General features: G+C 60.2%; 25 protein-coding genes. 10 read left to right on the forward strand and 15 right to left on the reverse strand.

The window, feature by feature from the left end; genetic code table 11:
• Positions 1-334: 334 nt before the first annotated feature.
• Positions 335-1,534 (reverse strand): tyrosine--tRNA ligase, encoded by a 1,200-nt coding sequence (gene tyrS, locus PSFL_RS06915; protein WP_076962201.1) that lies wholly within the window; start codon positions 1,532-1,534, stop codon positions 335-337.
• A 210-nt stretch (positions 1,535-1,744) separates the two neighbouring features.
• Between tyrS and PSFL_RS06920 the strand changes: the two genes are divergently transcribed.
• Complete coding sequence (locus PSFL_RS06920; RefSeq protein ID WP_057440340.1) at positions 1,745-3,157, forward strand: peptidoglycan DD-metalloendopeptidase family protein; 1,413 nt, start codon at positions 1,745-1,747, stop codon at positions 3,155-3,157.
• A gap of 3 nt (positions 3,158-3,160) precedes the next feature.
• Positions 3,161-4,252 carry an anhydro-N-acetylmuramic acid kinase gene (locus PSFL_RS06925; RefSeq protein WP_397469841.1) on the forward strand — a complete coding sequence of 364 codons (1,092 nt, stop codon included), beginning with the start codon at positions 3,161-3,163 and terminating at the stop codon, positions 4,250-4,252.
• A gap of 68 nt (positions 4,253-4,320) precedes the next feature.
• Here PSFL_RS06925 and erpA read toward each other — a convergent pair whose 3' ends face one another.
• Positions 4,321-4,671 (reverse strand): iron-sulfur cluster insertion protein ErpA, encoded by a 351-nt coding sequence (gene erpA, locus PSFL_RS06930; protein WP_003176443.1) that lies wholly within the window; start codon positions 4,669-4,671, stop codon positions 4,321-4,323.
• Between the two features lie 163 nt (positions 4,672-4,834).
• Complete coding sequence (gene argC, locus PSFL_RS06935) at positions 4,835-5,869, reverse strand: N-acetyl-gamma-glutamyl-phosphate reductase (protein ID WP_057440338.1); 1,035 nt, start codon at positions 5,867-5,869, stop codon at positions 4,835-4,837.
• Between the two features lie 136 nt (positions 5,870-6,005).
• Between argC and hemJ the strand changes: the two genes are divergently transcribed.
• From hemJ to coq7, 6 genes are all read left to right on the forward strand, one after another.
• Entirely contained in the window at positions 6,006-6,434 is a 429-nt protein-coding gene (gene hemJ, locus PSFL_RS06940; RefSeq protein WP_057440337.1) for a protoporphyrinogen oxidase HemJ, read from the forward strand.
• Between the two features lie 35 nt (positions 6,435-6,469).
• Positions 6,470-7,432 carry a nitronate monooxygenase family protein gene (locus PSFL_RS06945; protein ID WP_057440336.1) on the forward strand — a complete coding sequence of 321 codons (963 nt, stop codon included), beginning with the start codon at positions 6,470-6,472 and terminating at the stop codon, positions 7,430-7,432.
• A 69-nt stretch (positions 7,433-7,501) separates the two neighbouring features.
• A complete protein-coding gene (locus PSFL_RS06950; protein ID WP_057440335.1) occupies positions 7,502-8,464 on the forward strand; it encodes a DUF805 domain-containing protein in 963 nt (320 codons plus the stop codon).
• A 63-nt stretch (positions 8,465-8,527) separates the two neighbouring features.
• Positions 8,528-9,313: an SDR family oxidoreductase gene (locus PSFL_RS06955; protein ID WP_057440334.1), complete on the forward strand. Its 786-nt coding sequence runs from the start codon at positions 8,528-8,530 to the stop codon at positions 9,311-9,313.
• A gap of 46 nt (positions 9,314-9,359) precedes the next feature.
• Entirely contained in the window at positions 9,360-9,698 is a 339-nt protein-coding gene (locus tag PSFL_RS06960; RefSeq protein ID WP_032858506.1) for a histidine triad nucleotide-binding protein, read from the forward strand.
• A gap of 114 nt (positions 9,699-9,812) precedes the next feature.
• Complete coding sequence (coq7, locus tag PSFL_RS06965; RefSeq protein ID WP_029296753.1) at positions 9,813-10,460, forward strand: 2-polyprenyl-3-methyl-6-methoxy-1,4-benzoquinone monooxygenase; 648 nt, start codon at positions 9,813-9,815, stop codon at positions 10,458-10,460.
• A gap of 56 nt (positions 10,461-10,516) precedes the next feature.
• Here coq7 and PSFL_RS06970 read toward each other — a convergent pair whose 3' ends face one another.
• Positions 10,517-10,939, reverse strand: coding sequence for an OsmC family protein (locus PSFL_RS06970; protein WP_005792019.1), 423 nt, complete (start codon positions 10,937-10,939; stop codon positions 10,517-10,519).
• A 233-nt stretch (positions 10,940-11,172) separates the two neighbouring features.
• Between PSFL_RS06970 and crp the strand changes: the two genes are divergently transcribed.
• A complete protein-coding gene (gene crp / locus PSFL_RS06975) occupies positions 11,173-11,817 on the forward strand; it encodes a cAMP-activated global transcriptional regulator CRP (protein ID WP_057440333.1) in 645 nt (214 codons plus the stop codon).
• Here crp and PSFL_RS06980 read toward each other — a convergent pair.
• The 4 genes from PSFL_RS06980 to PSFL_RS06995 all read right to left on the reverse strand — a co-directional run bounded on the left by PSFL_RS06980 (position 11,814) and on the right by PSFL_RS06995 (position 15,131).
• Entirely contained in the window at positions 11,814-12,509 is a 696-nt protein-coding gene (locus tag PSFL_RS06980) for a lipoyl protein ligase domain-containing protein (protein WP_057440332.1), read from the reverse strand. The genes crp and PSFL_RS06980 overlap by 4 nt on opposite strands.
• 136 nt (positions 12,510-12,645) lie before the next feature.
• Entirely contained in the window at positions 12,646-13,482 is an 837-nt protein-coding gene (trpC, locus tag PSFL_RS06985; RefSeq protein ID WP_057440331.1) for an indole-3-glycerol phosphate synthase TrpC, read from the reverse strand.
• Positions 13,479-14,528: an anthranilate phosphoribosyltransferase gene (gene trpD / locus PSFL_RS06990; protein WP_032858515.1), complete on the reverse strand. Its 1,050-nt coding sequence runs from the start codon at positions 14,526-14,528 to the stop codon at positions 13,479-13,481. Before trpD ends, trpC begins: the two co-directional genes overlap by 4 nt.
• A gap of 9 nt (positions 14,529-14,537) precedes the next feature.
• Positions 14,538-15,131 (reverse strand): aminodeoxychorismate/anthranilate synthase component II, encoded by a 594-nt coding sequence (locus PSFL_RS06995; RefSeq protein WP_057440330.1) that lies wholly within the window; start codon positions 15,129-15,131, stop codon positions 14,538-14,540.
• Positions 15,132-15,549: 418 nt separating this feature from the next.
• Here PSFL_RS06995 and estP point away from each other — a divergent pair, with 418 nt between their 5' ends.
• Complete coding sequence (gene estP / locus PSFL_RS07000; RefSeq protein ID WP_169990381.1) at positions 15,550-17,472, forward strand: esterase EstP; 1,923 nt, start codon at positions 15,550-15,552, stop codon at positions 17,470-17,472.
• Between the two features lie 152 nt (positions 17,473-17,624).
• Here the strand turns inward: estP and trpE are convergent, their stop codons facing one another.
• From trpE to PSFL_RS07035, 7 genes are all read right to left on the reverse strand, one after another.
• Positions 17,625-19,106 (reverse strand): anthranilate synthase component I, encoded by a 1,482-nt coding sequence (gene trpE / locus PSFL_RS07005; protein ID WP_057960776.1) that lies wholly within the window; start codon positions 19,104-19,106, stop codon positions 17,625-17,627.
• A gap of 68 nt (positions 19,107-19,174) precedes the next feature.
• A complete protein-coding gene (locus tag PSFL_RS07010; protein WP_057444298.1) occupies positions 19,175-19,993 on the reverse strand; it encodes a phosphoglycolate phosphatase in 819 nt (272 codons plus the stop codon).
• Entirely contained in the window at positions 19,990-20,664 is a 675-nt protein-coding gene (gene rpe / locus PSFL_RS07015) for a ribulose-phosphate 3-epimerase (RefSeq protein WP_057440329.1), read from the reverse strand. The genes PSFL_RS07010 and rpe overlap by 4 nt, the downstream gene beginning before the upstream one ends.
• A gap of 84 nt (positions 20,665-20,748) precedes the next feature.
• Positions 20,749-21,897, reverse strand: coding sequence for an iron-containing alcohol dehydrogenase (locus PSFL_RS07020; RefSeq protein ID WP_115129121.1), 1,149 nt, complete (start codon positions 21,895-21,897; stop codon positions 20,749-20,751).
• Positions 21,898-22,113: 216 nt separating this feature from the next.
• Positions 22,114-22,941 carry an ABC transporter permease gene (locus PSFL_RS07025; RefSeq protein ID WP_029296783.1) on the reverse strand — a complete coding sequence of 276 codons (828 nt, stop codon included), beginning with the start codon at positions 22,939-22,941 and terminating at the stop codon, positions 22,114-22,116.
• 12 nt (positions 22,942-22,953) lie between these two features.
• On the reverse strand, positions 22,954-24,201 hold the full coding sequence (locus PSFL_RS07030) for an ABC transporter permease (protein ID WP_397469842.1): 1,248 nt from the start codon (positions 24,199-24,201) through the stop codon (positions 22,954-22,956).
• A gap of 157 nt (positions 24,202-24,358) precedes the next feature.
• On the reverse strand, positions 24,359-25,399 hold the full coding sequence (locus PSFL_RS07035) for an ABC transporter substrate-binding protein (protein ID WP_057440326.1): 1,041 nt from the start codon (positions 25,397-25,399) through the stop codon (positions 24,359-24,361).
• Between the last annotated feature and the right edge of the window lie 31 nt (positions 25,400-25,430).

Below are 25,430 nucleotides of genomic sequence, written 5' to 3' on the forward strand. Positions count from 1 at the left end.
TGTCAAGTGATTATTTTCAGAAGTTTTCGAGGATTTCCTCAACAACTTCAACCACTTGCGCTTCCGATCTCTCGTTAGCGGGAGGCGAATTCTACAGCGTTACACGCTGCTGTCAACACCTCTTTTTTTCCGCTTTCGACCGAGAGGATCGAAACGCTAATAGAGCCAAACAACACCGCTCTACCAACTCCTTCTGGGCTTCGATGAACTGAAGCAACTCGCTGTCGAATTCTGCGTAACTCTTTGTTTACCAAGGAGTTTTCCGTTTCGACTGCACCGGAAGTGGGGCGAATTATAGACAGATATAAATCGCCGTCAACAGTTAATTTCAGGTTTATTCGGATTTAAGCGTAATACGCGCAAATGCCTTCTTGCCGGCCTGGCAAACGTGGGTCGCGCCCAGCTCGTATATAAAGGTGCGATCGACAACCTCACCATCTATACGCACACCACCGGAACCCAGAAGGTCACGTGCAACCGCCGAGTTCTTCACCAGGCCTGCCTTATTAAGGACGGCCGCAATCGGCATCGCCTCACCAGCAGTCAATTCGATCTCAGGCAGATCATCCGGCAGCTCGCCATCCTTCATACGATTGCCCGCCGCACGGTGAGCACTGGCCGCAGCCTCCTCGCCATGGAAACGCGCAACAATCTCTTCCGCCAGCTTGATCTTGACGTCCCGAGGATTCGCACCCGCCTCCACGTCAGCACGCAACGCGTTGATCTCATCCATTGAGCGGAAGCTCAACAGCTCGAAATAACGCCACATCAGCGCATCAGGGATAGAAACCAACTTGCCGTACATCACCCCCGGCGCTTCCTGGATACCGACGTAGTTGCCCAGTGACTTGGACATCTTCTTGACGCCATCCAAGCCTTCCAGCAACGGCATAGTCAGAATGCACTGAGCCTCCTGGCCATACGCACGCTGCAGCTCACGCCCCATCAACAGGTTGAACTTCTGATCAGTACCGCCCAGCTCAACGTCCGCCCGCAACGCTACCGAGTCATACCCTTGAACCAACGGGTATAGGAACTCGTGTATCGCAATAGGCTGATTGGTGGAGTAGCGCTTATCGAAGTCATCACGCTCAAGCATCCGCGCAACGGTGTACTGGGATGTCAGGCGAATGAAATCCGCCGGCCCCATCTGATCCATCCAGGTGGAGTTGAACGCCACTTCGGTCTTGGCAGGATCGAGAATCTTGAAGACCTGGGTCTTGTAGGTCTCGGCATTATCAAGAACCTGCTCACGGGTCAGCGGCGGGCGGGTGGCACTCTTACCACTCGGATCACCGATCATCCCGGTGAAATCACCTATAAGGAAGATCACCTGATGCCCCAACTCCTGGAACTGGCGCAGCTTATTAATAAGCACGGTGTGACCCAGGTGCAGATCCGGTGCCGTCGGATCAAAGCCGGCCTTAATACGCAGGGGTTGGCCACGCTTGAGCTTTTCAATCAGCTCGGCCTCAACCAACAGTTCTTCCGCACCACGTTTGATCAGCGCTAGCTGCTCTTCAACCGACTTCATAACAGACCCGCAAGGCTCAGATTCAAAGGGAACCAACCATACAAGATCAGGGACTAATTACAAGTTTTGCCCTGCAAACGGACACCATTCGGCGAGCCCGGCATTCGCAAGCTTGCGCCACAGATGATTTGGTTATATTTTATACAGTTATTTCATCTTCATCATGTCATTCATCTTTTCCATTTCACCTTTTCAAAGTCAAAATTACCTATGACCACTGAACCGTCTAAAGCGCCACCGCTTTACCCGAAGACCCACCTGCTCGCCGCAAGTGGTATCGCCGCCCTTCTCAGCCTGGCACTCCTGGTATTCCCTTCCAGCGACGTAGAAGCCAAACGAACGACCCTGAGTCTTGACTTGGAGAGTCCGGTTGAACAACTGACACAAGATCAAGACGCTTCTGACGCACAACAAGCCACAACCGCGAGCGCAGAGTCACCATTTGCGCAGATTGAAGAAAGCGCAGACGACACCAAACAAACCGCTCAGGCAGCGCCTGCAGCCCAGGTAGCGAAAGGCCCCGAGCATCGCGAAGTGATCGTGGCCAAAGGCGATACGCTGTCGACGTTATTCGAAAAGGTCGGACTACCCGCCACCACCGTTAGCGATGTGCTGGCCAGCGATAAGCAAGCCAAGCAATTCACCCAGCTCAAGCGTGGCCAGAAGCTTGAGTTCGAACTGAATCCTGAAGGCCAACTGACCACCCTGCACACCAATCTCAACGACCTCGAAAGCATCACCCTGACCCGGGGCGCCAAGGGCTTTGCCTTCAATCGCGTGACCACCAAGCCGGTGATGCGCTCCGCCTACATTCATGGCGTGATCAATAGCTCGCTGTCCCAGTCGGCAGCTCGCGCAGGCCTGTCCCATAGCATGACCATGGACATGGCCAGCGTATTTGGCTACGACATCGACTTCGCTCAGGACATTCGCCAGGGTGACGAATTCGATGTGATCTACGAGCAAAAGGTGGCTAACGGCAAGGTTGTCGGCACCGGCAATATCCTCTCGGCGCGCTTCACCAACCGCGGCAAGACCTACACTGCCGTGCGTTACACAAACAAACAGGGCAATAGCAGCTACTACACCGCCGACGGCAATAGCATGCGCAAGGCCTTCATCCGTACTCCAGTTGACTTCGCCCGTATTAGCTCGCGTTTCTCCATGGGTCGCAAGCATCCAATTCTGAACAAAATCCGCGCCCACAAAGGCGTGGACTATGCAGCACCGCGCGGCACGCCGATCAAAGCTGCCGGCGACGGCAAGGTGCTGCTGGCCGGGCGCCGTGGCGGCTACGGCAACACCGTTATCATCCAGCACGGCAACAGCTACCGTACGCTTTATGGGCATATGCAAGGCTTTGCCAAAGGCGTGAAGACCGGTGGCAACGTCAAACAAGGCCAAGTGATTGGCTATATCGGCACCACCGGCCTGTCCACCGGCCCGCACCTGCACTATGAGTTCCAGGTCAACGGCGTGCACGTCGACCCCCTGGGCCAGAAGCTGCCGATGGCCGACCCGATCGCCAAGGCCGAGCGCGCACGCTTCCTTCAGCAAAGCCAACCGCTGATGGCACGCATGGACCAGGAACGCGCCACCATGCTGGCTTCGGCGAAGCGCTAAGCGATGGCGCTCTATATAGGTGTCATGTCCGGGACCAGCCTTGATGGCCTGGACATAGCGCTGATCGAGCAAGATACGGCGGTCAAGTTGATCGCCACACATTACATCCCCATGCCTGAATCCCTGCGCGCCGAGCTGCTGGGCCTTTGCGCCAGTGGCCCGGATGAAATTGCACGCTCGGCGATTGCCCAGCAAAGCTGGGTAACGCTCGCAGCCCAGGGCATTCATGCCGTGCTTGAGCAGCAGCAACTCACTCACCACGACATCCGTGCGATTGGCAGCCATGGGCAGACCATTCGCCACGAGCCCGCCCGCGGTTTCACCGTGCAGATTGGCAACCCCGCCCTACTGACCGAACTGACCGGAATAACCGTCGTCAGCGACTTTCGCAGCCGCGATGTAGCCGCCGGCGGCCAGGGCGCACCACTGGTGCCCGCCTTTCACGAAGCGCTGTTCGGCGAGGCTACTGGCAACCGCGCAGTACTGAATGTCGGCGGTTTCAGCAATCTGAGCCTGATCGAGACCGGCAAACCCGTAGCGGGTTTTGACTGCGGCCCGGGCAACGTTCTGCTCGACGCCTGGATTCACCAGCAACGAGGCGAAAACTTTGACCGCGACGGCCAATGGGCCGCGACGGGAAAGGTCGAGCCACAGTTGCTTAACGCTTTGCTCAGCGACCCCTTCTTCCTGACCAAGGGGCCGAAAAGCACTGGGCGCGAAGTCTTCAACCTGCCTTGGCTGGAACACCACCTCGGTCGACTACCATCATTCAATGCCCAGGATATCCACGCCACGCTGCTGGAACTGACCGCACAGACCATCGTCGAGTCGTTGAAAACTGCACAGCCGCAAACCGAAACCCTGCTGGTGTGTGGCGGCGGCGCCCATAACTCGACGCTGATGAACCGCCTCGCCGCCATGCTACCGACCACCCGTGTCAGCAGCACCGCCACCCACGGTGTAGACCCCGACTGGGTGGAAGCCATGGCCTTCGCCTGGCTGGCCCATTGCTGCCTGGAAGGTATCGCCGCCAACCGTCCAAGCGTGACAGGCGCCCGCGGCCTTCGTGTACTTGGCGCGATCTACCCCGCCTGAAACGCAGATAGCAAAACGCCGCTTGGCCCCATAAGAGCCAAGCGGCGTTTTGCTTAATCCGCTACTGATCAGATCGAGAAAGACGAACCGCAACCACACGTCGTGGTGGCATTCGGGTTCTTGATCACAAAGCGTGAGCCTTCCAAACCTTCCTGGTAGTCCACCTCGGCACCTGCCAAGTACTGGAAGCTCATCGGATCCACAACCAGGCTTACGCCTTCGCGCTCGACAATGGTGTCGTCGTCAGCCACATCTTCATCGAAGGTGAAGCCATACTGAAACCCTGAACAACCGCCGCCCGTAACGAATACGCGCAGCTTCAAGCGATCATTACCCTCTTCATCGACCAGGCTCTTCACCTTGTGCGCAGCACCGTGGGTGAATTGCAAAGCCGTGGGGGTGAAGGATTCAACGCTCATGCTGATAATCTCCCGGCGTAGCGCCGCCATATGCGTGATGACCGCCATTATCCGCTTCTCCTAGAAAAGCGGTCAACTATTGTTACGGTATATCAATCTGCCCGGCGCCCCTTAAAAACACGAAAGGCCCGATCAACGGGCCTTTTGCACAGCAGCCAACGCCTTAAGGCAGCATGCCGGCGTGGGACAAGCCGAGCTTCTCATCAAGGCCGAACAAGATGTTCATGTTCTGCACAGCCTGGCCCGACGCGCCCTTGACCAGATTATCGATAACCGACAGCACCACCACCAAGTCGCCATCCTGCGGACGATGCACGGCAATCCGGCACACGTTGGCACCGCGCACGCTGCGGGTTTCCGGGTGACTACCGGCAGGCATTACATCGACGAACGGCTCATTGGCATAACGCTTTTCAAACAATGCCTGCAGATCCACCGAGCGATCCACGACCGTTGCATACAGTGTCGAGTGAATCCCACGGATCATCGGGGTCAGGTGCGGCACGAACGTCAGACCGACGTCACTGCCCGCCGCACGCCGCAGCCCCTGGCGAATTTCCGGCAGATGGCGATGCCCCTTTACGGCATACGCCTTCATGCTTTCCGAGGTCTCGGAGTACAAGGAGCCTACTGCTGCACCGCGACCAGCGCCGCTGACGCCCGACTTGCAGTCGGCAATCAGGCGCGAGGCGTCCGCCAGACCAGCTTCCAGCAGCGGTAGGAAACCCAGCTGCGTAGCCGTCGGATAGCAACCCGGCACGGCGATCAGACGCGCCTGCTTGATCTGCTCACGATTAACCTCTGGCAAGCCGTACACCGCCTCTTCAAGCAGCTCTGGAGCACCATGGGGCTGACCGTACCACTTGGCCCACTCATCGGCATCCTGCAAACGGAAGTCCGCCGAGAGGTCAATGACCTTGGTCCCGGCGGCCAGCAGCTCGCCGGCCAACGCATGGGCAACACCGTGGGGGGTCGCGAAAAACACCACATCGCAGGCGCCCAGGGTCTTGATATCCGGAACGCTGAACGCCAGGCCGTCGTAATGGCCACGCAGGTTGGGGTACATATCGGCAACGGCCAGGCCGGCCTCGGATCGGGAGGTAATGACCACTACCTCAGCTTGCGGATGCTGAGCCAACAGACGCAGCAATTCGACACCGGTGTAACCCGTGCCGCCGACGATACCGACCTTGACCATAAACCTGCCCTCAACGAACCCACTGGAAAGCCGTCGATAATAGGGGCCGTATCGTTCTGCGACAACCGTCAAGGTGACGTACGCACGCTCTAACCTCTACTATCTCCAGTTACCGTGAACCTGGGAATAACTAAAAATGCTTTATCTATGGCTCAAAGCCTTCCATATCGTCAGCATTGTCTGCTGGTTTGCCGGGCTGTTTTACCTGCCGCGCCTGTTCGTCTACCACGCACAAAGCCAGGATGCCGTCAGCCAGGAACGCTTCTGCATCATGGAGCGCAAGCTGTACAAGGGCATCATGCTGCCGTCGATGATCGCCACGCTGGTATTCGGCATCTGGTTGATCAGCCTTAACCCGAGCATCTTCAGCCAGGGTGGCTGGATGCACGCCAAGCTGACCCTGGTGGTGATCCTGATCGGTTACCACCATATGTGTGGCGCTCAGGTAAAACGTTTTGCCCGTGGCGAAAACACCCGCAGCCATGTCTTTTATCGCTGGTTCAATGAAGTGCCGGTTCTGATATTGCTGGCTATTGTAATTTTGGTCGTCGTCAAGCCGTTCTAACTCTACTTAGCCGCACTTAATCCGGGGTACTTCCAATGTCGCTGCCCGCTTTGCTTGAACAACGTCTGCGCCTGCCCGTGGTGGCTGCGCCGATGTTCCTGATTTCCAATCCGCAACTGGTCCTGGCGTGCTGCCGCAATGGCGTGGTCGGGAGCTTTCCGGCACTCAACCAGCGTGAAAGCAGTGGCTTCAAGGCCTGGCTGGAAGAAATCGAAGCGGGCCTGGCGCTGCTGGACAACCCTGCGCCCTACGCGGTCAACCTGATCGTGCACCACAGCAACCCACGCCTTGAGGCTGACCTGGCGATTTGCGTCGAGCACAAGGTGCCGATCGTTATCACCAGCCTGGGCGCGGTCAAGGAATTGGTAGACGCCGTACACAGCTACGGCGGCCTGGTGTTCCACGACGTCACCACTCGGCGCCACGCCGAAAAGGCCGCCGAAGCCGGGGTCGATGGGCTGATCGCGGTGGCGGCAGGGGCTGGTGGCCACGCCGGCACTTGGAGCCCGTTTTCGCTGGTCGCCGAAATTCGCCAGTTCTTCGACAAGACCCTGTTGCTGGCCGGCTGCCTGAACCATGGGCACGAAATCCTCGCCGCGCAATTGCTCGGGGCTGATCTCGCGTATTTCGGCACGCGCTTTATCGCCACCACCGAAAGCCACGCCCCCGATGCCTATAAAGAGATGCTGCTCACATCGCGCGCAGCCGATATCGTGCACACTCCGGCGGTGTCCGGCGTGCCTGCAAGCTTTATGCGCCAGAGCCTGGAAAACGCCGGTTTCGACCTCGCCGCCCTGCAAGGCAAAGGCGAAGTCAACTTTGGCTCCAAGCTCAAACCACTCAGCGACGAGGCCAAAGCCTGGAAGACCGTATGGTCCGCCGGCCAAGGCGTCGGTGAGATTGACGATTTACCCAGTGTCGATGAACTGGTTGCCCGCCTTGATGCCGAATACCGCAAGGCGCGCGAGCACGCAGCACAATTGCGCTGGCCGCGCTGACCCACCCGCCTGGCCTGCCGAATGAGGCAGGCCAGCATTACCCCCCTGAAAAGTGACAAGGATGCCTGCATGAGCGACAACCGTTTCAAGATTGTGTTTGATGGAGCCTTGCTCCCGGGTGTCGAAAGCACCACCGCCAAGCTGAACCTGGCCGAATTGTTCAAAAGCGAAGTCGAGGCGATCGAAAAGCTCTTCACCGGGCGTCCAGTCGCCCTCAAGCGCGACCTGTCTCGCCCCGATGCCGAAACCTACCTGGCCGCCCTGAAAAACGCCGGGGTGGATGCGCGCATCGAAGCTGAACAGCCTGTGGCTTTCAACCTGGCTGAAACCCACGAGACCGACTCCGGCGCCTCCGATTTTTCGCGCCCGGCCACCTCGCCGTATGCACCACCGCGCGCAGCCGTGGGGGATGACCTTCCAGAGTTTTCCACCCTCAACGTGTTCACCGTCAACGGCCGTATCGGGCGCCTGCGTTTCCTGGCCTGGACCCTGGTCCTGAGCCTGGCGCTGTTCGCCATCGTGGGCGCCTTGTTCACCGTGGGCGTGGGTATTGCCGCGGCATCGCCCACTGCGGCGATCATCATTGGTTCACTGCTTGGTCTGGTCTTGCTCGTGGCATCGGTGTGGATGAGCGTCCTGATCACCGTGCAGCGCCTGCATGACCTGGGCTGGTCCGGCTGGTTATGGTTCCTGAACCTGGTGCCGATCGTGGGCAGCATTTTCCCGATCCTGTTGATCGTGCTGCCCGGCAATGCAGGCGCCAACCAATATGGTGCACCACCGCCACGCAACTCGACCGCAGTAAAGGTCCTGGCCACCCTGTGGCTGGCGATGCTCCCATTGATATTCGCCGCCGCAGTGATGCTGGCCATGGGCGGTTACCTGGACCAGCTCGAAACCAGCGTGGACAGTGGCTACGAAAGCAGCTCCATGTCCACCGATGAAGAAGCTGACCAGAGCGTCATAGCCGGTGAAGAAGATGTGCAAAGTGCTGACGATGCGGCCGAACCTGTAGACTCTCCGCAAGAATGAAGAAACGCCCCACGCCTGTGACGCATCTGTCGCAGGCGCGGTGGCGTTGCGATGGAGAAATGCATGACCCGTTACGCTCTGATCACCGGTGCCTCCAGTGGCATCGGCCTGGCCTTGGCCGAAGCACTGGCCCGTCGCGGCCGCAGCTTGATTCTGGTGGCCCGCCAGCGTGATCAGTTGGAAAGTATTGCCATAGAGCTGACCCAACGTTTTGGCGTCGAGGTGCTGTTCCGCGCCTGTGACCTGGGCGAGCCACTGCGCCTGTCCGGGTTCCTGCTGGAGCTGGAAGAAGGCGAGCGGCAGATCGACTTGCTGGTCAACTGTGCCGGTATTGGCACCAGCGGCCCATTCCTGGCCCAGGACTGGATGACCGAGCAGGACCTGATCGAAGTCAACATCCTCGCCCTGACCCGCCTGTGCCATGCGCTGGGTAACTCCATGGCCTTGCACGGTGGTGGGCAGATTCTTAACGTCGCCTCCGTCGCGGCCTTCCAGCCGGGGCCATGGATGAGTACCTACTACGCCAGCAAGGCCTATGTACTGCACTTCTCCGAAGGTCTGCGCGAAGAGCTGAAAAGCTGTGGTATCAAGGTCTCAGTGCTCTGTCCCGGCCCGACCCGCACTGCCTTCTTCGGCACCGCACAGATGGACACCGCCAAGCTGGACCGTCAGCAGCTGATGAGCCCGGAAGAAGTGGCGCTGCACACCGTACGAGCCCTGGCAAAGAACAAAGCGATCATTGTTCCCGGTCGCCGTAACCGCTGGCTGGCGTTCAGCCCACGCTTGAGCCCACGCTGGTTGACCCGCAAGATTGCCGGCGCGATCAACAAGGCCTATTGCCCGCGTTGACCTGCTGGGTACACTCACCCTGCACTTTCATAATGGAGAAACAGCTGTGGATACTCTGTTCACCAAGATCATCAACAGAGAAATACCCGCGAGGATTATCTACGAGGATGACCAGGTCCTGGCCTTCCACGATATTGCGCCAATGGCCCCCGTGCATTTCCTGGTGATTCCGAAAAAGCCGATCCGCACCCTCAACGACCTGACGGAAGAAGACAAGGGCCTGGCTGGACACATCCTGTTCACCGCCCAGCGCCTGGCCGTGGAACAAGGCTGTGAAAAAGGCTTTCGCGTGGTGATGAACTGCAATGAAGATGGCGGCCAGACCGTCTATCACATTCATATGCATGTACTGGGTCAACGCCAGATGAACTGGCCACCCGGCTGAAACCCGCCATTGCAGGAGCCGGCTTGCCGGCTCCTGCAAGAAGCATGACCCAGCGCAAACGCACGCCCCTCTCTTGCGGTAAACTGACCGCCGAGATTTTTCCCGGAGGTCAGCATGACTACCCAACGTCACTACTCGCCGATTGACCGACTGTTGCTGCAGGCCGACACAGCCATGCGCACACTGCTGCCCTTCAGCGGCCAGCCGTATCGCCCGTCACCTGCCATCGTGCAACCCGAAGCACAAATGAGCGAAACGGATACCCGTCATGTCGCCGGCCTGATGCGCATCAACCATACCGGCGAAGTCTGTGCCCAGGCGCTCTACCAGGGCCAGGCCCTGACCGCCAAGCTGCCGCAAGTACGCGCGGCCATGGAGCACGCGGCTGAGGAAGAAATCGACCACTTGGCCTGGTGTGAACAACGTATCCGCCAATTGGGCAGCCACCCCAGTGTGCTCAACCCACTGTTTTATGGCCTGTCGTTTGGCATCGGCGCCGCTGCCGGCTTGATCAGCGACAAGGTCAGCCTGGGTTTTGTCGCCGCGACCGAACATCAGGTGTGCAAACACCTGGATGAGCACCTGGAGCAACTACCGGCCGAGGATGAAAAGTCCCGGGCGATTCTTGAGCAGATGCGTATCGACGAAGAACACCACGCAGAAAGTGCGCTGGATGCCGGCGGTTTCCGCTTCCCGGCGCCGGTGAGGTTTGGCATGAGCCTGATGGCCAAGGTCATGACCAAGAGCACCTACCGAATCTGAGCTGCAAAAAAGGGCGCTTGCAAAGCGCCCTTTCTTTTTGTCAGAAGATCCTGCGATCAGCCCAACTCAATGATCTCGTAATCATGGGTAATGGCCACACCTGCCGCGCCGAGCATGATCGAGGCCGAGCAGTACTTCTCCGCCGACAGCTCGATGGCCCGCTTGACCTGCGCTTCCTTCAGCGCACGCCCCTTGACCACAAAATGCATATGGATCTTGGTGAACACCTTCGGGTCTTCAGTCGCGCGCTCGGCTTCCAAAAAGGCTTCGCAGCTTTCCACCGCCTGGCGCGACTTCTTCAAGATGCTGACCACATCGAAGTTGCTGCAACCACCCACGCCGAGCAGGAGCATTTCCATGGGCCGTACACCCAGATTGCGGCCACCGGCTTCCGGCGGGCCATCCATGACCACCACATGGCCACTGCCCGACTCACCGAGGAACATGGCTTCGCCCGCCCATTGGATGCGTGCCTTCATCGCCCAGACTCCACTGCTAAAAAAGGGGCGCCAGCTTATCACAGGCCCCCGCAAGCGCAGTGTTCTGCCCAAATACGTTCAACAGCAGACTTTGATAGGTAAATTCCCTGATCGAGTCAGAATGTGTCTGTTAAGCTGACGCCAAATCTATGGCGCATTGCCATCCTCCGGATGGATCCGCTCTATAAAAATACCAGCCCAACCACACCGTGCAGTCTTTTCGGGATACAACCATGGTTGCTATTACCCCCATACCCAAGATCAAGAACCTCGATAAGTTACTGACCCATTGTCAGAGGCAACGCTATCCGGCCAAGCAGAACATCATCTGCGCCGGGGAACGCTCGGAAACCCTGTTTTTCATTATCAAAGGTTCGGTCACGATCCTGATCGAGGATGACGACGGTCGCGAAATGATCATCGCCTATCTCAATACCGGTGATTTCTTCGGTGAGCTGGGCCTGTTTGAACAAGCGGGGAAAGAACAGGAGCGCAGCGCCTGGGTGCGGGCGAAGATTGAGTGTGAGGTCGCAGAAATCAGCTATGCGAAATTTCGCGAACTGGCCCAACAAGATCCGGACATCCTTTATGCCCTGAGCGGCCAGATTGCCCAGCGCTTGCGCAACACCACGCGCAAAGTCGGTGACCTGGCGTTCTTCGACGTCACCGGGCGCGTCGCCCGCTGCTTGCTGGAACTGTGCAAGCAGCCGGATGCCATGACCCATCCAGACGGCATGCAAATCAAGGTTACGCGCCAGGAAATCGGCCGGATTGTCGGTTGCTCACGGGAGATGGTCGGTCGAGTGCTCAAGGATCTGGAAGAGCGCAACCTGGTGCACGTCAAAGGCAAGACGATGGTGGTGTTCGGCACTCGCTAGTACGCAAACACCTGTGCCAGCATCTGCCGGTATAAACCGTCGAGGCGGCTGATGGCATCCGGCGCAGCAAAGGCTTCATGCAAGGCGATATGGCTGTCGGCACGCACCCGCTGCTCGAGGCCGCACGCCTGATTGAAGCGATTGACCGCTGCAATCAGTTCCTCACGATGGTTCTCCAGCAACAATGCGCCATGCACCAGGCCTACCGGGCGCCCGCCACTCTGGCGCCAGCGCTGGGCAGTACCGACCATCTTGCGTCCGTTGAGATTGACGTTATAGCGGCCATCGCAAAAGGCCCCGTCGATTTCGCCCACAGAGGCATCGCCGCCCAACTCGGTCAGCAAGTCGCAAATGGGCTGGCACAGGCGCAGGTAGCCGGTCTCGATGCGGCCCTGGTCGCCCTCGCTACGGGGTGGCGCGTAGACCAGTGCGATATTCACCGTCGCCGCAGACTGCGGCACTGGCTCCCCCCCTGTTTCCCGCAGCAACACCGGCCAACCGTGGGCGGCCGATACCTGACTGGCCGCGTCAAAGGCGGGCAGACGACTCAGACGGCGAGGCATCACCAGTGCCTGGTCGCTGGGCTGCCAGAACAGCAGGCCGAAGGATTGTTCACCCGCGCAGACGGCGGCCAGCAAGTCCTGCTCGGCGGCAAGGCCTGCTTCAACGGTCATCGCTACGGGTTGGATCATCGAACACCTGCCTTTCTGAATAAACACAAAAAATGTGGGAGCTGGCTTGCCGGCGATGCTGCCGCCTCGGTGTCTCTGTTGCACCGAGGTGATGCTATCGCAGGCAAGCCAGCTCCCACAGTGTCCGCGTTTCACATCAATCCAGTGTCGAACCACTGATCGGTAGACCACGCTCCGGGAAAAACAGGCGCTGCAACTCCGCCCCTGGATTCTCCGCACGCATAAAGGTCTCGCCGACCAGGAACGAATACACGTCGCTGATTTCCATCAACTCCACATCCGCACGATTGACGATCCCGCTCTCGGTAATCACCAGGCGGTCACGAGGAATGCGCGGCAGCAGGTCCAGGGTGGTTTCCAGGTTGACGTCAAAGGTGTGCAGGTTGCGGTTGTTGACCCCAACCAGTCGTGTGTCGAGGGTTTTCAGCGCGCGCTCCAGTTCGTCACCGTCATGGACCTCGACCAGCACATCCAGGCCCACGCCTTTGGCAACCGCCGCCAACTCGGCCATCTGCACGTCGTCCAGCGCCGAAACGATCAGCAGCACGCAATCCGCGCCCAACGCCCGGGCCTCGACGATCTGGTACGGGTCGATCATGAAGTCCTTGCGGATCACCGGCAACTTGCACGCGGCGCGGGCTTGTTGCAGGTAAGCGTCGGAACCCTGGAAGTAGTCGATATCGGTCAACACCGAAAGGCAAGTTGCCCCGCCCTTCTCATAGCTGGCAGCAATCTCTGCCGGCACGAAGTTCTCGCGGATCACGCCTTTGCTCGGCGAGGCCTTTTTGATCTCGGCGATCACCGCTGGCTGCTTGAGCCTGGCCTGGGTGATCAGGGCATTGGCAAAGCCGCGGGGTGCATCGGCGCTTTTTGCCAGGTTTTCCAACTCGGCCAGGCTCACCCGTGCGCGGCGTTCGGCCACTTCTTCAACTTTGCGGGCGAGGATGTTTTCCAGAACTGTTGGCACGCTCATCCTTCATTCTCCATCTTGAATACGGCCGTGAATGCTCCCAGCTCTTCGAGCTTTTCGCGAGCCAGACCCGTATGCAGCGCATCGTGGGCCAAGGCGACACCTTCTGTAAGACTATAGGCGTGATCGGCTGCATAAAGTGCCGCGCCAGCATTCAGAACAATCATCTCTGCCGCTTTCTGACCGTTCTCGGTCTTGCGACGCCCCAGGGCATCGCGAATCAATTCAAGGGACGCCGCCGGGCTTTCTACCGCCAGGCCATGCAGGCTCTGGCTCTTCATACCGAGGTCTTCTGGCTCGACCCAATATTCGGTGACCTGATCGTTCTTCAGCTCGGCCACAAAGGTTGGGGCCGCCAGGCTGAATTCGTCCAGGCCATCCTTGGAGTGCACCACTAGCACGTGTTTGCTGCCCAGGCGCTGCAGGACTTCGGCCAATGGCCGGCACAGCGCCTGGCTGAACACGCCCACCACCTGATGCTTCACACCGGCCGGATTCGTAAGCGGGCCAAGCATGTTGAACAGGGTACGCAGGCCAAGGTCCTTGCGCGGGCCCGCGGCGTGTTTCATCGCCCCATGGTGGGACTGGGCAAACATAAAGCCGATACCGACGTTGTCGATGCAGCGCGCCACCTGCACCGGGGTCAGGTTCAGGTAGATCCCGGCCGCTTCCAGCAGATCGGCACTGCCGCTCTTGCCCGATACCGCGCGGTTGCCGTGCTTGGCCACGGTGCAGCCGGCAGCGGCTACGACAAAGGATGATGCCGTCGAAACGTTGAAAATATTCGCACCGTCACCGCCGGTGCCGACCACATCGACCACGCCGTCGAGGGTCTTGAGTTCGACCTTGTCCGCCAGTTCACGCATCACCGAGACGGCGCCGACGATTTCGTCGATGCTCTCGCTCTTCATGCGCATGGCCATCATAAAGGCGCCAATCTGCGCATCGGTGCATTGGCCGGTCATGATTTCGCGCATGACATCGCTCATTTCAGCGGTGCTCAGGTCCAGATGGCCGACGATACGGCTCAGGGCAGTCTTGATATCCATGGAAAGTCCTTAGCGCGTGCCGCCGCTCTGCTTGAGAAAGTTGGCGAACAGCTCGTAGCCCTGCTCGGTCAGAATTGATTCAGGGTGAAACTGCACCCCTTCGACATTCAGTGTCTTGTGCCGCAGGCCCATGATCTCGTCGACCGAGCCGTCTTCCAGCTGGGTCCAGGCCGTCAGTTCCAGGCATTCGGGCAAGGTCTCGCGCTTGACCACCAGTGAGTGGTAACGAGTCACCGTCACCGGCAGGTTCAAGCCCTGGAACACACCTTGATCATTATGGAACACCGGGCTGGTCTTGCCGTGCATCACCTGGCGGGCACGCACCACGTCGCCGCCAAATGCCTGGCCGATGGACTGGTGGCCCAGGCAAACCCCGAGAATCGGCAGCTTGCCGGCGAAAAACCGGATGGCTTCCAGGGAGATACCCGCCTCGGTCGGCGTGCAGGGGCCTGGGGAAACCACGATACGCTCCGGGTTCAGGGCAGCAATCTGCGCCACCGTCATTTCATCGTTGCGCACCACCTTGACCTCGGCACCGAGCTCGCCCAGATATTGCACAACGTTGTAGGTAAAGGAGTCGTAGTTATCAATCATCAGCAACATGTGGGTTCAAACCTCTTGAATTCACTGATTTCGAATGACCGCCTTCCAGGAGCGTGACCCGCTGCCAGACGCACGTTCCGGTTGCCAGGGTCAGCCGGCAAGGGGCGTCGAACAAAGGGTGAAGAAGGCAAATCGGTACAGGTCCGGCCGGGCCGGCAGAGAAAATTCAGGCGCGCCAACGCCAACGGGCGTGTGCCTTGACTACTCGCATCAAGAGTTTGCTGATGATCAACACGGGGAGGGTCTCATTCATACGTTCCCGCACAGTAACGTAGCCTCGCCAGCGGTGCAATATAGAGCAGCAAATACGGGGGGCATGACGAAGGTTTTGTAAGAAAAAACGATTTTCCTCACAGAAAACTCCCTCTACATTGCTAGTGTTTCACTTCCGATACAAAAACAATCATATGGAATCCCTATGCTCAGACCATCTTTTGTTGCGCCCCTTGCCGGATGCCTCCTGGCACTGGCCTGCGCGCAGGCGTTTGCAGCACCGTCACCTTATTCAACCATGGTGGTTTTTGGCGATAGCCTGGCGGACGCCGGCCAGTTCCCCGATGGTGTGTCCGGTGCCACCCTGCGTTTTACCAACCGTACCGGCCCCACATTCCAGGGTGACTACGGCCTGGTTTCATCGACCCTGCTGGGCTCCAAACTGGGTGTAGCGCCAAACGATCTGAACGCCTCCACCTCGCCGGTTCGCGCCGCGCAAGGCTTGCCTGACGGCAATAACTGGGCGGTCGGTGGCTACCGTACCGACAACATCCTGGATTCCATCACCTCAGTCTCCGACACGGCGATCCCCCCCGGCAATGCGGGCGCGGGCACTGTTTTACGCAGTCGCCAGGGTTATCTGCCGGCAAACGGTGGGCGGGCCGACCCCAACGCGCTGTATTTTCTGTCCGGTGGCGGTAATGACTTCCTGCAACAGCGCGTCCTCAGTCCAGGCCAAGCCGTTGCCGCAGGCGGGCGCCTGGCCGACAGCGCCCAGGCTCTGCAACAAGCCGGTGCGCGCTACATCATGGTGTGGATGCTGCCCGACCTGGGCCTGACACCCGCCATCAACGGCACGCCGCAGCAGGCTGGGACGTCCGCCCTGAGCACTATTTTCAACCAGGCACTGGTACAGCGCCTGTCGCAGATCGACGCCCAGATCATCCCATTGAATATTCCACTGCTGTTGCAGGAAACCTTCGCCGACCCGGGCCGATTTGGCCTGGCGACCGGGCAGAACCTTACCGGCACCTGCTTCACTGGCAACAGTTGCACCGCCAACCCGACGTATGGCATCGGCGGCACCCAGCCGGACCCGACCAAGCTGATCTACAACGACTCGGTCCACCCCACCGTCGCCGGGCAACGCTTGATCGCCGACTATGCCTACTCGCTACTCGCCGCCCCCTGGGAGCTGAGCCTGCTGCCAGAAATGGCCCAAGGCACCCTGCGCGCCCATCAGGATGAGCTGCGTAACCAGTGGCAGGCAGACAACGGCAACTGGCAAGCCGTCGGCCAATGGCGCGCAATTGTCGCCGGTGGTGGTCAGCGCCTGGACTTCGACGGTCAAGGCAGCTCGGCCAGTGGCGACGGCAGTGGCTACAACCTGAATGTCGGCGGCAGCTATCGTCTCGACGACAGCTGGCGCGTAGGTGTCGCGGCCGGGCTGTATCGCCAGACACTCGAAGCCGGCGCCAGCGACTCGGACTACAAGCTCAACAGCTACATGGGCAGCGCGTTCGCGCAGTATCAGCACAATCACTGGTGGGCCGATGCCGCGCTGACCGGCGGCCGGCTGGACTTCGACAGCCTCAAGCGCAAGTTCGCCCTGGGCGTCAGCGAAGGCTCAGAAAAAGGTGACACCGACGGCTGGCTCTGGGCCTTGAGCGGCCGCGTGGGCTACGACATTGCCGGGGTCGGCAGCGATTGGCACCTGTCGCCGTTCATCAGCGCCGACTATGCGCGAATCGAAGTCGATGGCTACTCGGAAAAAGGCAGCCGCTCCACCGCGCTGACCTTTGCCGACCAGCAACGCGACTCCAAACGCCTGGGCGTTGGCCTGCAGGGCAGCTACCGCGTCACCCCGCAAACCCAGGTTTTTGGCGAAGTGGCTCACGAGCATGAGTTCGAAAATGACACCCAAAAGGTGAATATTTCGCTCAACAGCGTGCAGGGGATCGGCTTCGAACTCGACGGCTACACCCCTCGCAGCAATTCGGATCGCTTGAGTCTCGGGGTCAGCCACAAGCTCACCCAGGAGTTGGCACTGCGCGCGGCGTACAACGTGAGGAAGGATGACAGCCTGACCCAGCAAGGGGTCAGTGTCGGAGTGAGCCTGGATTTCTAATACGGCCTTAAAAACAACATAAAACCCATGTGGGAGCGGGCTTGCCCGCGATAGCGGTGGTTCAGTCACTGCATCGGTGACTGGCAGACCGCCATCGCGGGCAAGCCCGCTCCCACACAAGCCCAACCCCACATTTAGCTCGGGATCGACCGTCAGTCCTGCGGGGTCTGCTCGGCCAATGCCACCGCACGGAACATCGCCCGGCGCTTGTTCAGGGTTTCTTCCCACTCAAGGGCCGGCACCGAGTCGGCGACAATCCCGCCGCCCGCCTGCACATGCAGTTCGCCGTCCTTGATCACCGCCGTGCGGATCGCAATGGCCGTGTCCATGTTGCCATTCCACGCGAAATAACCCACGGCGCCGCCGTAGACCCCACGCTTGACCGGCTCCAGCTCGTCGATGATTTCCATCGCACGAATCTTCGGGGCGCCGGACAAGGTGCCCGCCGGCAGAATTGCGCGCAGCGCGTCCATCGCCGTCAGGCCGGCCTTCAGCTCGCCGGTGACGTTGGACACAATGTGCATCACGTTGGAATAACGCTCGATCACCATCTTCTCGGTGAGCTTCACCGAGCCGATTTCCGAAACGCGTCCGGTGTCGTTACGCCCCAGGTCGATGAGCATCAAGTGCTCGGCGATTTCCTTGTCGTCGGACAGCAGGTCTTCTTCAAGTGCCAGGTCGGCCTCTTCGGTCGCGCCACGGGGGCGCGTGCCGGCAATCGGGCGCACGGTGATCAGGTTGTCTTCGACGCGCACCAGCACTTCCGGCGAGCTGCCCACTACGTGGAAGTCGCCAAAGTTGAAGAAGTACATGTACGGCGTCGGGTTGAAGCAGCGCAGCGCCCGGTACAAGTCGATGGGCGCCGCCTTGAAGTCGATGGACATCCGTTGCGACGGCACCACTTGCATGCAGTCACCGGCGAGGATGTATTGCTTGATGGTATCGACCGCGCGCTCGTAGTCATCCTGGGTAAAGCTGGAGCGAAACACCGGATCGGCCGCCGGCGGACGGCTGAGGTCCAGGCCGCGACGCGGGGTGATCGGCTGGCGCAGCTTGTCCAGCAGCGCTTCGAGGCTGGCCTGGCCTTGCTCGAACGCATCGGCCTGGGTCGGGTCGGCGAGCACAATCGCGTGCATCTTGCCGGCCAGGTTGTCGAACACCACCACCGCGTCGGAAACCATCAGCAGGATGTCCGGCACACCCAACGGGTCGGGGTTCGGGCATTTGCCCAGGCGTTGCTCCACGTAACGCACGCAGTCGTAGCCGAAATACCCCACCAGGCCGCCATTGAAACGCGGCAAACCAGCAATGGTTGGCACGTTGTAGCGCGCCTTGAAGGCTTCGACGAAGGCCAGCGGGTCTTGCACATCGTGGCTTTCGATCTCGACGCCATCATGGGTGATGCTGACGTGATGGTCATGCACCCGCAGGACCGTGCGGCACGGCAGGCCGATGATCGAGTAACGGCCCCACTTTTCGCCGCCCTGCACCGATTCCAGCAGATAGGAATTGGGCTCGTCGGCCAGTTTCAGGTAGATCGACAGCGGCGTATCGAAGTCGGCCAGGGTTTCCCGGGCCATGGGGATGCGGTTGTAGCCGGCAGCGGCCAAACGCAGGAATTCTTCGCGGATCATGGGGTGCCTCGTGGCGTGAGGGTCTAACAGTCAGGTATGCAAACGTGCCGCAGCGCGGCCAGGATCAGTCAGGCGCGCCAACGCCAGCGGGCCAGGGCCTTGATGACTTTCATCCAGAGTTTGCGAGTGACCACCACGATGGGATTTCCAGAAGGGGATGGGACAGCGTCGGGCAACGTTATCTCAGCGCCCGCTCCCAAGCAACCGGGGATTAGCAGTCGCAGGTCATCAATGACCAGCGCCGGCGACTCTTCGGCAATCGGCCGGCCATGGTTGTAGCCATAGCTTAAGGCCACACACTTGACCCCCGCCGCTTTCGCCGCCAGCACATCGCTGCGCGAATCGCCGACAAACAGCGACTGGGACGCCGGGATATTGGCCATTTTCATCACAAAGAACAGCGCCGCCGGATCCGGTTTTTTCTGCGGCAGGGTATCGCCGCCGATGATCCAGCGGAAATACCGGCCGATCTTCATCTGGTCCAGAAGCGGCGCGACGAAGCGTTCCGGCTTGTTGGTGATCAGGGCCATTTCCACGCCCTGCTTATGCAGCCACTTGAGGGTGTCGCGCACGCCGGGGTAAACCACGGTCAGTTCGTGGCCGTCTTCGTAGGCCGCGTTGAACAGTTCCAGCGCGTGCTCGGCCTCCACCTCATCGACACCTTCGGCATCAATGTGATTGGCCAGCGCACGGCGCACCAGCATCTGCACGCCGTTGCCGACCCACTCGCGTACCGATTCGATACCGGCAGGCTTGCGCCCCAGCTTGAGCAACATGTGATCCACCGCAGCCGTCAGGTCCGGCACCGAATCGACCAGGGTGCCGTCCAGATCGAACATCACCAGCCGCGGCAATTTACCGGGGAACAGCTGCTCAAAACCGCTCATGGACGCGCCAGCGCCAGTTCTTCACGCATCTTGGCAATCACGGCCTGGTAGTCAGGGGTGTTGAAGATCGCCGAGCCGGCGACGAAGGTGTCGGCGCCCGCCGCCGCGATATCACGGATGTTGTTGACGTTGACCCCACCATCGATCTCCAGGCGGATATCGCGGCCAGAGGCGTCAATCAGCGCACGGGCCTCACGCAGCTTGTCGAGGGTACCGGGAATGAACTTCTGCCCGCCAAAACCCGGGTTGACGCTCATCAGCAAGACCATGTCTACCTTGTCCATCACGTACTTGAGGGTGTCCAGCGGGGTCGCCGGGTTGAACACCAGGCCAGCCTTGCAGCCGCCTTCGCGGATCAGTTGCAGGGAGCGGTCGACATGCAGCGTGGCTTCCGGGTGGAAGGTGATGTAGGTCGCACCGGCTTCGATGAAGTCGCCGATGATGCGGTCCACCGGGCTGACCATCAGGTGCACGTCAATCGGCGCGGTCACGCCGTACTTGCGCAGCGCGGCGCAAACCATCGGGCCGATGGTCAGGTTCGGCACATAGTGGTTGTCCATGACATCGAAGTGCACGAAGTCGGCACCGGCGGCCAACACGTTGTCCACTTCCTCGCCCAGGCGGGCGAAGTCGGCGGAGAGAATCGATGGAGCAATTACGAAGGGCTGCATGACGCACCTTTTCTGAGCTAAATCACGATGGCGCGCATTGTATACCTCATGCTTTGTTGCGCGCACCGTGACCTGACTCAATGACTAGTACGCGGCGCGGTAGATTTTCTCGATATCCGCCGCACTGAGCTTGCGCGGATTGTTGCGCATCAGGCGCTCGATTCCCGCGGCTTCTACGGCCATGGCCGGGATCGCCTCCTCTGGCACGCCGAAGCTGCGCAAGCCGCAAGGGATCTCCACTGCGGCACACAGTCGCGTCATGGCCTCCACCGCCTGGTCCGCTGCATCGTTGACGCTCAAGCCCGTGATATTCACCCCCATGGCCTGGGCGATATCCTGCATGCGCTCGACACAGGCCAGCTTGTTCCAGTGCATCACATAGGGCAGCAGCAACGCGTTGCTCACCCCGTGGGCAATATTGAAACGCCCGCCCAACGGGTAGGCCAGCGCATGCACCGCCCCCACCCCGGCATTGCCGAAGGCCATGCCGGCCATCAGGCTGGCCGTGGCCATATCGTCACGCGCCTGCAGGTTGGCCGGATTGGCGTAGGCCTTGGGCAAGGCGTTGGCAATTAACTTGATCGCGCCAATGGCCAGGGCATCGGTGATTGGCGAGGCGTTCAGGGACAGATAGGACTCGATGGCATGCACCAGGGCATCCACACCACTGGCAGCCGTAACACTGCGCGGGCAGGTCAGGGTCATTTGCGGGCTGATCAGCGCAACATCCGGCAGCAGGTAGTCGCTGACGATGCCTTTTTTCAATTGCGCGGCCTTGTCCGACAGAATCGCCACATTGGTCACTTCCGACCCCGTGCCGGCCGTGGTGGGAATGGCAATCAGCGGCGGGCCTTTGCGCGGCACCTGGTCCACACCGAACAAATCCTCGAGTGCACCGTGATAACCGGCATAGGCGGCGACGCTCTTGGCGATATCAATGGCACTGCCACCGCCCACGCCGATCAGGCCGTCATGCCCGCCTTCGCGGTAGGCCTGCATGCAGTCTTCGACGATGGCGATCTCCGGGTCGGGCAGCACCCGGTCGAAGATCTCGTAAGGCCGATCACCCAACTGCGCCAATGCCAGTTGCACCGTGCCGGACTTGACCAGCGCAGCATCGGTGACGATCAACGGGTTGTCGATATCCAGCCGGGTCAGCTCGGCGGCCAATTGCTCGATGGCGCCTGGGCCGGTGAGCAATTTGTGGGCGATCTTGAATGAGGAGGTACTCATGTGCGCGGCCTCTTATAAATTGGTGGGCTGGCACAAGAATAGCTGGGGAATGCGGGTTGTCTGCCATTCAGCGGCTGAATGGTTGGGTCATTCAAAGCGGGCCCGGTCAATGTAGGAGCTGGCTCGCCTGCGATGGCCTCGACTCGGTGCATCAGGTGTACCGAGTCGAGGCCATCGCAGGCAAGCCAGCTCCCACAGGTGATCGGGTTTCAGCAGTCAGACCTGCGCCGTACGCAGTTTTTCGCTGCGCCCACGCAGCCACTCCAGGGTCAGCAACAGCACCACCGAGAAGGCAATCAGCAAGGTCGCCGCTGCGGCAATGGTCGGGCTGAGGTTTTCGCGGATGCCGCTGAACATCTGCCGAGGCAAGGTGGCCTGCTCGGGCCCGGCGAGGAACAGCGTCACCACCACCTCATCGAACGACGTGGCAAAGGCAAAAAGCGCCCCGGAAATGACGCCCGGCGCAATCAGCGGCAGCGTCACCCGGCGAAACGCGGTCAACGGCGACGCCCCCAGGCTGGCCGCGGCTCGCACCAGGTTGTGGTTGAAGCCCTGCAAGGTCGCCGACACGGTGATGATCACAAAGGGCACGCCCAGCACCGCATGCACCACGATCAGCGAAAAGAAACTGTTGCCCAGCCCCAGCGGGGCAAAGAACAAGTAACTCGCCACGCCGATAATCACCACCGGTACCACCATCGGCGAAATCACCAGGGCCATCACCAGCGCCTTGCCGGGGAAGTGGCCACGGGTCAGGCCAATAGCAGCCAACGTGCCAAACACCATCGCCAGCACCGTGGCCGCCGGGGCGACGATGATGCTGTTCTTCAAGGCGCGCATCCATTCCGCCGAGGCAAAGAAGTCCTGGTACCAGTGCAGCGAAAACCCCTGCAGCGGGTACACCAGGAAACTCCCGGAGTTGAACGACAGCGGGATGATCACCAGCACCGGCAGGATCAGGAACAACAGGATCAGGCCGCAGAGGATCCGCAAGCTGTAGAACCACACCCGCTCGATGGGTGACATATAAGGACTGCTGGACATTTCAGGCGCTCCTCAGCTCAGGCGCAGGCGGCTGGCGCCCACCAGCCAGTTGTAGATCAGGTACAGCACCACGGTCGCCAGCAGCAGCAAGCCGCCCAGCGCAGTCGCCATGCCCCAGTTGATGCTGGTGTTGGTGTAGAACGCCACGAAGTAGCTGACCATCTGGTCGTTCGGGCTGCCCAGCAAGGCCGGGGTGATGTAGTAGCCAATCGCCAGGATAAACACCAGCAGGCAACCGGCGCCCACACCCGCATAAGTCTGTGGGAAGTACACCCGCCAGAAACTGGCGAATGGATGACAACCCAAAGAGATCGCCGCACGCATATAGGTCGGTGAAATGCCCTTCATCACGCTGTAGATCGGCAGAATCATGAACGGCAGCAGGATATGCACCATGGAGATGTAGACCCCCAGCCGGTTGAACACCAACTCCAGAGGCTTATCAATGATGCCCAGGCCCATCAGCGCGCCGTTGATCAGCCCGCCGGACTGCAGCAGCACAATCCAGGCGGCCACGCGCACCAGCACCGAGGTCCAGAAGGGCAGCAGCACGAGGATCATCAACAGGTTGCTTTGCCGCGCCGGCAGGTTGGCCAGCAGGTACGCCAGCGGATAGGCCAGCAGCAGGCAGCACAGGGTAATCACCAGGCCCATCCAGAAGGTGCGGGCGAAGATATCGAGGTAAATCGCCTGGTCCGGCGTGGCCGGCGCGACTTCGCCGAGGTCGTCGATCCGATGATCGACCGCCGCCAGCAGGTAATAAGGCGTGAGGCTGCTGGTGTTGCGCCGGATGGCCTGCCAGTACGCGGGGTCGCCCCAGCGTTCGTCGAGGTTTTCCAGCGCTTCTTTATAAGAGGCCGGCACTTCGCTGAACGGCAGCGCCCGCGCGGTTTTGGTCAACAGGCTGCGATAACCCGCCAGCTCCATGTTCAGGCGCTTGGACAAATCGCCCAGGGTCTGGTTTTTCCGGGCTTCACCCAGGTCCTCGCTGACAGCCTGGTACACCGACTCGCCGGGCAGGCCACGACCATCCCAGGCGGTCACCGCCACCACGGTACGCGGCAGGCCAGCGACCACTTCCGGGTTACCGACGCTTTTGTACAACAGCGCAACGATGGGCACCAGGAACACCAGCAGCAAAAACACCACCAGCGGCGCGATCAAGGCCTGGGCCTTCCAGCGGTTAAGCCGCTCGGCACGCGCCAGGCGCTGCTTCAAGCTGGGGGTGGTGACCTCGTTCGAGGGAACGGCGATGGCCATGGCAAACTCCGGAAAATCTACAGTTGAAACCCGTGTGAAAGGCCCCCTTGTGGGAGCCGGGCTTGCCCGCGATGGCAGCACCTCGGTGTGTCGGGTCTACCGAGGTGCTGCCATCGCAGGCAAGCCAGCTCCCACAGGGGTTAAGCGGTGGGGCTTGTTACTTGGCAGCCCAGGAATTGAAGCGCTGCTCCAGTTGCTCACCGTTATCCGCCCAGAAGCTCACATCAATCTGCACCTGGTTGGCGATGTTTTCCGGAGTAGTCGGCATATCCTTGAGGATGTCCTTGGCCAGCAGCGGCACGGCTTGGGTATTGGCCGGGCCGTAGGCGATGTTTTCCGAGTAGATTTTCTGTTGCTGCGGTGCAACGGAGAAGGCGATAAATTTCTTCGCCGCCTCGGCGCGCTCCTTGCCCAGGCCCTTGGGGATTGCCCAGGCGTCGAAATCGTAGATACCGCCGTTCCACACCACTTTCAGGTTGCTCTCTTTCTGCACGGCGGCGATCCGGCCGTTATAGGCCGAGCTCATCACCACGTCACCCGAGGCCAGGTACTGCGGCGGCTGGGCGCCGGCCTCCCACCACTGGATCGACGGTTTGAGCTCATCGAGTTTCTTGAAGGCGCGGTCCTGGCCGTCCTTGCCGGCCAGCACTTTGTACACGTCCTTGGGCGCTACACCGTCGGCCATCAGGGCGAATTCCAGGGTGTACTTGGCCCCCTTGCGCAAACCGCGCTTGCCGGGGAAATTTTTGGTGTCCCAGAAGTCCGCCCAACTGGTTGGGGCCGTTTTCAGTTTGTCGGCGTTGTACGCCATCACCGTGGACCACACGAAGAAACCCACGCCACAGGGCTGGATCGCGCCTTTCACATAGTCGTCAGGGTTGCCGAACAGCTTCGGATCCAACGGCTCGAACATGTCCTCGTCACAGCCACGGGACAGTTCCGGCGACTCGACTTCCACCAGGTCCCAGGACACGCTCTTGGTGTCGACCATGGCTTTGACCTTGGCCATCTCGCCGTTGTACTCGCCAGCGATGATCTTGCCGTTGCCCGCGCTTTCCCACGGGGCATAGAAAGCCTTGACCTGGGCCGCCTTGTTCGCGCCGCCAAACGACACCACCGTCAGGTCCGGACCTGCCATGACCTGTGAAGCACTCGCCAGGCCGATGGCCAGGGCGGTCAATTTCAGGGATCTCAACATTTATTGTTCTCTCCACGTGCAGGGTTGGATG

The organism is Pseudomonas sp. DD1, from assembly GCF_044510355.1.
GTDB lineage: Bacteria > Pseudomonadota > Gammaproteobacteria > Pseudomonadales > Pseudomonadaceae > Aquipseudomonas > Aquipseudomonas shahriarae.